The sequence below is a fragment of the Streptomyces nymphaeiformis genome (assembly GCF_014203895.1).
GTDB lineage: Bacteria > Actinomycetota > Actinomycetes > Streptomycetales > Streptomycetaceae > Streptomyces > Streptomyces nymphaeiformis.
Genome location: NZ_JACHJY010000012.1, coordinates 288,826 through 295,948, shown reverse-complemented (window position 1 = coordinate 295,948; position 7,123 = coordinate 288,826). Strand labels below are relative to the sequence as shown.

Annotated in this window: 9 protein-coding genes; 5 read left to right on the top strand and 4 right to left on the bottom strand. The window is 70.8% G+C overall.

From position 1 onward, the window contains the following. Positions 1 to 322: 322 nt before the first annotated feature. Positions 323 to 643, bottom strand: a complete 321-nt coding sequence (locus GGE06_RS36175) for a hypothetical protein (RefSeq protein ID WP_184932764.1) — start codon at positions 641 to 643, stop codon at positions 323 to 325. A 475-nt stretch (positions 644 to 1,118) separates the two neighbouring features. Here GGE06_RS36175 and GGE06_RS36170 point away from each other — a divergent pair, with 475 nt between their 5' ends. From GGE06_RS36170 to GGE06_RS36160, 3 genes are all read left to right on the top strand, one after another. Further along, positions 1,119 to 1,784: a hypothetical protein gene (locus GGE06_RS36170; RefSeq protein WP_184932763.1), complete on the top strand. Its 666-nt coding sequence runs from the start codon at positions 1,119 to 1,121 to the stop codon at positions 1,782 to 1,784. A 122-nt stretch (positions 1,785 to 1,906) separates the two neighbouring features. After that, positions 1,907 to 2,260, top strand: coding sequence for a hypothetical protein (locus GGE06_RS36165; RefSeq protein ID WP_116159721.1), 354 nt, complete (start codon positions 1,907 to 1,909; stop codon positions 2,258 to 2,260). A gap of 93 nt (positions 2,261 to 2,353) precedes the next feature. After that, positions 2,354 to 2,833 carry a GNAT family N-acetyltransferase gene (locus tag GGE06_RS36160; RefSeq protein ID WP_116159720.1) on the top strand — a complete coding sequence of 160 codons (480 nt, stop codon included), beginning with the start codon at positions 2,354 to 2,356 and terminating at the stop codon, positions 2,831 to 2,833. A 53-nt stretch (positions 2,834 to 2,886) separates the two neighbouring features. Here the strand turns inward: GGE06_RS36160 and GGE06_RS36155 are convergent, their stop codons facing one another. Both GGE06_RS36155 and phoU read right to left on the bottom strand, forming a co-directional pair. Continuing rightward, positions 2,887 to 3,039: a hypothetical protein gene (locus GGE06_RS36155; RefSeq protein WP_184932762.1), complete on the bottom strand. Its 153-nt coding sequence runs from the start codon at positions 3,037 to 3,039 to the stop codon at positions 2,887 to 2,889. A 91-nt stretch (positions 3,040 to 3,130) separates the two neighbouring features. Continuing rightward, on the bottom strand, positions 3,131 to 3,811 hold the full coding sequence (gene phoU / locus GGE06_RS36150; protein ID WP_116159719.1) for a phosphate signaling complex protein PhoU: 681 nt from the start codon (positions 3,809 to 3,811) through the stop codon (positions 3,131 to 3,133). Between the two features lie 265 nt (positions 3,812 to 4,076). On the opposite strand from phoU, the gene phoR reads away from it, so the two are divergent. Continuing rightward, entirely contained in the window at positions 4,077 to 5,306 is a 1,230-nt protein-coding gene (phoR, locus tag GGE06_RS36145; RefSeq protein WP_116159718.1) for a two-component system sensor histidine kinase PhoR, read from the top strand. Further along, the gene (phoP, locus tag GGE06_RS36140) at positions 5,303 to 5,983 is read left to right on the top strand and encodes a two-component system response regulator PhoP (RefSeq protein WP_116159717.1); all 681 of its coding nucleotides are present in this window, start codon (positions 5,303 to 5,305) and stop codon (positions 5,981 to 5,983) included. The genes phoR and phoP overlap by 4 nt, the downstream gene beginning before the upstream one ends. A 181-nt stretch (positions 5,984 to 6,164) precedes the next feature. Here the strand turns inward: phoP and GGE06_RS36135 are convergent, their stop codons facing one another. Next, positions 6,165 to 6,812, bottom strand: a complete 648-nt coding sequence (locus GGE06_RS36135; RefSeq protein ID WP_184932761.1) for a DUF461 domain-containing protein — start codon at positions 6,810 to 6,812, stop codon at positions 6,165 to 6,167. Positions 6,813 to 7,123: the final 311 nt, after the last annotated feature.

Sequence of the window (7,123 nt, the reverse complement as noted above, 5' to 3'; positions counted from 1 at the left end):
GGGCATCCACCGCATCAACCAGAACCCGCAGCTGCCTTGGTCCTTCCTCGCCCACACGGGCCTTACCCTCCACCCGCCAACCCCATGGAACTAACGAAAAGATCAGTAGGAGGCTTTTCAAGAGTGGGTGAACGGGGGCGGCCGTCGCCGCCCCTTGAAAAGCGCCCCCTGAACTCCACACTGCCGCAGGTGTTCGGCACTGCCTACTGGCTACTGGCAACCTTTCCAGTAGCCAGTAGAGCGGCCCTCTACTGCCCACCCACCTTCCTGAGCTGGGCTTTAGCCAGTAGACCAGTAGCTAGTAGCCAGTAGGGCCTCAACATCAATGCGTTGACGGTCGCCCCGTTTTCTTCGGAGTGGTCTTGGTGGGCGAGGCTTCGAAGTCGTCTCCACCGGTTCCCTCGGCCACCAGCCGCGTGACCATTTCGACCGCAAGCGCTTCTTGGAGCCAGGGCGTCTCGCGTACAGCCTTCACGAGCATTTCGCGCGCCACAGCTTCCGGCAGGGTGCCGTGGAGTCCTGCCGTGCCGTCACCGAGCTTGGCGCCTCTCAGGCAGTCCAGGAAGACCTCGACCTTGCCGCCCTGCCTTCGAGTGAGGCTGATGTCCGCAACCTCTCGCCCAGATTCGCCGACGCTCAACATGTCTGCCCTATCGGTTGTTGTGCCCCGAGTCTTCACGACCGGGGCAGGTGATGAAACGTGTTCTGCGATGCTGGGGCGCCTGCCCGGAGCCTTGCCCTTCGGCGCAACGGCCAGCTACCGCAGGCCGGGTTGGCTGGGCCCTCTCTGGGCCCTCCGGCAGCGACCAGCAGCCACCAACAACGACCAACTACGACCGTTCGATCGCAGGTCACTCGGGGTGCGCGACCCTCTGACCAGGGGTGGAAAACGGGCCCGCCAGACCCAGGGCAAGAAGAAGTAACCCCTGCGCCTTCCCACGGGCCCCCGACCTGCGGTTCCTCCGCGGTCGGGGGTTTCTTCGTTCCGCCCGGGTGCTGGGGAGGTACCAGGTGTGTGACATCGCGGGGCGAGGTGCTGTGTCCGGGGAGCGGCGTTGCTACGTTCCCGGGCGAGGGGTGGCCGTGTGGTGGTCGCCCGTGAACAGGGGGACTTCCCTATGAACGCCGACCGTCTCAGACCCGCCGTCCTCGTGCTCGCCGCCGGTGCGCTGGCCGCCGTGCTCACCGGGTGCCAGCAGGGCGGTGCCGCCGCCGGTGGTGCCGCGCCGCGCACGACCGCCGCGCCTGCCGCCGGTACCGCCGCTCCCGGATCGGGCGGGGACGCCGGCCCCGGCACCGCTCCCACCGCCGTCCACACCGTTGCTCCCGTCGTGAAGAAGCCCGTCGCCGCGACGACTTCCGCGCCCGCCTCCACGCCCACGTCCGCGCCGAAGCCCACCCCGGCCGACGCCGGCTGTGTCGACTCGACGCCCGGGCCCGACGAGGTCGACCCCCACGAGTTCGCCCTCTACCGGATCGAGGAGCTCGACGGCAGCACCGGGAAGGTCAACCTCGTCGTCCAGCACGGGGCTTGGGGCTGCGGGTCGCCCGACTCCGACGGAGCGCCGTTCGTCGTCACCGGCGAGGAGAGCCGCTGGGCCCTCGACCAGGCCGCGTACGTCACCGCCACCAACCCGATCGTCACCAGCACCGAGAACCAGCGCATCGGCGTGCAGGAGCTGATCGACTGGGTGAAGGCCCACCCCGACTCGGGGCTCGTCTTCCGGTACCAGGTCGGGGACGACGGGGCGATTCATCAACTGGAAGAGGTCTTCACCCCGTAACGGGGTCCTCTCCGCCGTCAGAGTGAGGGCGAAACCTTCCGGCAGCCGTGCGCCGCTTACCGGGTGGGGGACGGGGTCAGGGATGGGACGACCTTGGTCGTCTCCATCGAAACGAGAACCCCGTGCGTCTCCGCCACTCCCTCGCCGCCGTCTGCGGCGCCCTCGCCCTCACCGCCGGCCTGGCCTCCCCCGCCCAGGCCGCCACCGGCGAGTTCGGCTACTCCTTCGTCGGCCTCGGCGGCGAGACGCAGCGGGCGACGCTGCTCGACCCGCCGAGCGGTGAGTGCGTCACGCTCCCCGAGGTCGCCGACCCGGCCGCCTCCGAGCCCGCGTTCGCGCCGCACAACGACACCGACGAGTACGCGATCGTCTTCACCGGGCCCGACTGCTCCGGCGACGACTGGACCCTCCGCCCCCACGGCCGCCCGGCCAGCGACAGGCTGAAGCTGCGTTCGGTGGTGTTCTTCCAGCCGTAGCCCCGGCCCGGCGGGCTTCCCCCGGACCCCTCGCACGCCTCCCCGTCCGATAATCGTGGGCGGGGACCGTGGGGGGCCGTTACCGTCCAGCGCATGAGCACGTCACTCCGCCTGGAGCAGGTCACCCCCGCCACCATCGACGCCGCACTCGCGCTGCGCGTCCACCCCCATCAGGAGCGCAACGTCGCCCCCGTCGTGAAATCCCTCGCGGAGGCGTACGCCTTCGGGGAGAACGCCTGGCCCCGGCTGGTCTTCGACGGTGATCGGCTCGTCGGCTTCCTCATGGCCTTCCTCGACATCCCCTGGAACGAGGACGAGGACCCCGGCGACCGGCGCAGCGGGCTCTGGCGGCTCAACATCGACGCCGCCGGCCAGGGCAAGGGGTACGGGCGCTTCGCCGTCGAGGCCGTACGCGACGAACTGCGCCGGCGCGGCGAGCGGCACTTCTATGTGACCTGGGAGCCCGGCGAGGACGGCCCCGGCGCCTTCTACGAGCGGCTGGGATTCCGTACGACCGGCGAGGTCAGCGGCGGGCAGACCGTCGGCGTGCTCGACATAGAGCTCGACGTATAGCCCGGCATACAAGAGGAGTGGGGTGCGTGGTCGCACCCCACTCCTCTTATCGGTCAGCCCGAGCAGCCCCCGCACTGGCACGGCGAGCCCGACTGGCAGCCGCAGCCGCAGCCCGAGCCGCAGCCGCAGGCGCCGAGCACCGGCAGGTACACCGCCTCGCGCGGCGCCTCCGGCGTGGAGTCGGTCGTCATGGGGGATTCGGCCATGGGGTCCCTCCCTAGTCGAGGCGAGCTTCGCCTCCCCCCATTGCATGCCCACTCGGACCGGCGCATCAACGGCGCATCGGCGCCCGTGCGCCTATGCGCCCTCCACCGGCGCGTCCGCGGGCTGCAGCTCGTCCGCGTGCTCACCCGTCACCAGGTACACGACGCGCTTCGCCACCGACACCGCGTGGTCCGCGAACCGCTCGTAGTAGCGGCCGAGCAGCGTCACGTCCACGGCCGTCTCGATGCCGTGCTTCCAGCGGTCGTCCATCAGGTGCTGGAAGAGCGTCCGGTGCAGCAGGTCCATCTCGTCGTCGTCCTGCTCCAGCTGGAGCGCCAGGTCGACGTCCTTCGTGATGATGACCTCCGCCGCCTTCGCCATCAGGCGCTGCGCCAGCTGACCCATCTCCAGGATGGTCGCGTGCAGGTCCCGCGGCACCGCAGTGTCCGGGAACCGCAGCCGCGCCAGCTTCGCGACGTGCTGCGCCAGGTCGCCGGAGCGCTCCAGGTCGGCGCTCATGCGCAGCGAGGTCACCACGATCCGCAGGTCCGTCGCCACCGGCTGCTGCCGGGCGAGCAGCGCTATCGCCCGCGCCTCCAGGTCGTGCTGCAGGTCGTCGACCTTCTGGTCCGCCGCGATCACGCTCTCCGCGAGCTTGAGATCCGCGTCGAGCATCGCCGTCGTGGCGCGCCCGATCGCCGACCCGACGAGCCGGGCCATCTCGACCAGGCCCTCGCCGATCGAGTCCAGTTCCTCGTGGTACGCGTCCCGCATGGATGTCCCTCTTTCCGCAAAACTCCGGGGTCCGGGTGGGGCTTCGGACCCCCACGCTCCCACGTTCGGCCCCCTGTGCGTCGGGTTCCACCCCCTGATGTGAACCGGCACTTTCCCCCAGGTGAACTCTGGGCGACGCGAGCCACCCGGGCTCCCCGATCAAATGAACCACCCGCGTCTCCATGGTGAACTCTGGGCGACGACTGTTCGAGCAGCCACTCGGACGGCTGGGAGAGTGTCCGCGACCCCGCATAACCTTGGAGGCATGGACGTGAACGCGGCGGTCGCCGCATTGGCAGCGATCGCCGGCGTGTGCACCGGCGTGATCGCCATGCTGGCGTTCCGCTGGAGCGAACGCGACCAGGCGCGCCCGACCCGTACCTCTCTGCACACCGACGCCGTGCTCCCGCCCGGCGTCGACACCGTGCTCTCCGTGCTGCGCTCCTCCGCGGTCGTCCTCGACGAGAGCGACTCCGTGGTGAAGGCCAGCTCGGCGGCGTACGCGCTCGGCCTGGTCCGGGGCGGCAAACTTGCCGTCGAACCCATGCTCAACATGGCCCGCGACACCCGCCGGGACGGAGAGATACGGCAGGTCGAGCTGGACCTGGCCCGGCGCGGCACCGGACGCGGCGAGGCCCTCGCCGTCTCCGCCCGGGTCGCCCCGCTGGGCTCGCGGCTCGTGCTGCTCCTGGTCGAGGACCTCACCGAGGCCCGCCGCATCGAAGCGGTACGGCGCGACTTCGTCGCCAACGTGAGCCATGAGCTCAAGACTCCCGTCGGCGCGCTCTCCCTGCTCTCGGAAGCGGTCATGGACGCCTCCGACGACCCCGAGGCGGTCACCCGCTTCGCCGGCCGGATGCAGATCGAGGCGACCCGCCTCACCAACCTCGTACAGGAGCTCATCGACCTCTCCCGCGTGCAGAACGACGACCCGCTGGAGGACTCCGAGCCGGTGTCCGTGGACGAGCTCGTCGCCGAGGCGATCGACCGCTCCCGGCAGCCCGCCTCCAAGAAGCAGATCACCATGGTCTCCGGCGGCGCCGCCGACCTGTACGTGTGGGGCAGCCGGGGCCAGCTCGCCGCGGCCCTCGGCAACCTCGTCGAGAACGCCGTCAACTACTCACCGGCGCACACCCGGGTGGGCATCGCCGCCCGTCGTGTCGCCGCGCCCGCCGGCGACGTGATCGAGATAGCCGTCACCGACCAGGGCATCGGCATCCCCGACAAGGACAAGGAGCGCGTCTTCGAGCGCTTCTACCGCGTCGACCCGGCCCGCTCCCGTGCCACCGGCGGTACGGGGCTCGGCCTGGCCATCGTCAAGCACGTGGCCGCCTCGCACGGCGGCGAGGTCACCGTCTGGAGCACCGAGGGTCAGGGCTCCACCTTCACCTTGCGGCTGCCCGAGGCGGGCGCCGTACGGGACCGCCGGCCCGCCTCTTCCCCCACCCCTGATCTCATGACCGAACCGCTTCCCGCCCCGGAGGTCCTTCCGTGACCCGAGTGCTCGTCGTCGAGGATGAGGAATCCTTCAGCGACGCCCTGTCGTACATGCTCCGCAAGGAGGGCTTCGAGGTCGCCGTCGCGGCGACCGGGCCCGACGGCCTCGACGAGTTCGAGCGCAACGGAGCCGACCTCGTCCTCCTCGACCTGATGCTTCCGGGGCTGCCCGGTACCGAGGTGTGCCGCCAGCTGCGCAGCCGCTCGAACGTCCCGGTGATCATGGTGACCGCCAAGGACAGCGAGATCGACAAGGTCGTCGGCCTGGAGATAGGAGCCGACGACTACGTGACCAAGCCCTTCTCCTCGCGGGAGCTCGTCGCCCGCATCCGCGCGGTGCTGCGCCGCCGCGGGGAGCCGGAGGAGGTCACCCCGGCGGCCCTGGAGGCCGGCCCGGTCCGCATGGACGTCGACCGCCACGTCGTCACCGTCGGCGGCGGCAAGGTCGACCTGCCGCTGAAGGAGTTCGACCTCCTGGAGATGCTGCTGCGCAACGCGGGCCGCGTGCTGACCCGTATGCAGCTCATCGACCGGGTCTGGGGCGCGGACTACGTCGGCGACACCAAGACCCTCGACGTCCACGTCAAGCGCCTCCGCGCCAAGATCGAGCCGGACCCGGGCGCGCCGCGGTACCTGGTGACGGTCCGGGGCCTGGGCTACAAGTTCGAGCCGTAGACCCGGCCCGGCGAGGCCGGACGGAGTCCGGCGCAGCGTCCCGATGCCTGCGGGGCCCCCTGGGGCCGCGCAGTGCGAGGGGCGCGTCCGGGATAGGGCTCGAGCCGTAAACACGCCGTATGCGTACGTGAGAGGGGCGCCCCCACCGGGGGCGCCCCTCTCACGTACGTACTCGGTGACCTCAGTGACCGGCGGTCGTCGGCTCGCCCGAGGGCGACGCCGGAGTGGTCGGCGTGGTGGTCGCCGTCGCCGTCGCCGTCGCGGTCGCGGTGGCGGTCGCCGAGGCGGTCGGGGCCGCCTCCGGGAGGGCCGGGACGGCGCTCGGGCCGTACTCCTTGAAGTAGCTCTTCGCCGGGACGACGAAGGCGCTCAGGGCGACGTCGCCGGTCCGGCTCAGCTTGAAGACGACCTTCTGCGCGTCGCCGTCGCGGGCGGCCTCGGAGCCGTTCAGGACGACGGCGGAGGCGTTGCCCTCGCCGCCGATGACGACGGAGCCGTGGGCCGGGACGACGACCGGGCCGGCGCCCTCGGCGGGCTTCAGCACGACCGCGGCGCGCAGGCCCGGCAGGCTGATCGAGTCGAGGGTCTGCGGCAGGCTGCCGTTGTTGAAGACGGTGGCCGAGACGGCGGCCGGGCCCTTGACGCCGGGCTCGGGCTGGGTGATGACCAGCGCGTTCTGGATCTTGACGTCGTCCACCGTGACGGCGGCGTTGTCCGGTCGCACTTGCAGCGTCTGCGCGTCGTTGCCCGCACCACAGGCGGACAGCGCGGCGACGGAGAACACGATGGCGGTGGCGGCGAGGGCGCCGCGTCGAAGGCTGCGGCTCACGGCGGCGGCATCTCCTAGGACGTACGGACGGGCGTGGGAACTAAGGGACAGCTAAAGGTGTGTCAGCGCGCTTAGGTTACCGAGCCTCACTCAGCGTCCCGCACCCGACCCGCCCCTAACCGGTCACGGCGGTCCCCCGGCTGCCCGTGTCGTACTCCTTCCGCCGCCCGGCGTGCCCCGCTCCGCGCGACGGCCGCGTGGCCGGATCACGACCCATTGACCTGTTGTTCACATAACCGCCTTGATCAATTCGGGGGAGCCCCCGCATTCCCCGCGGCGACCCCCGCGGAAAATCCCGTACCGGCATCACT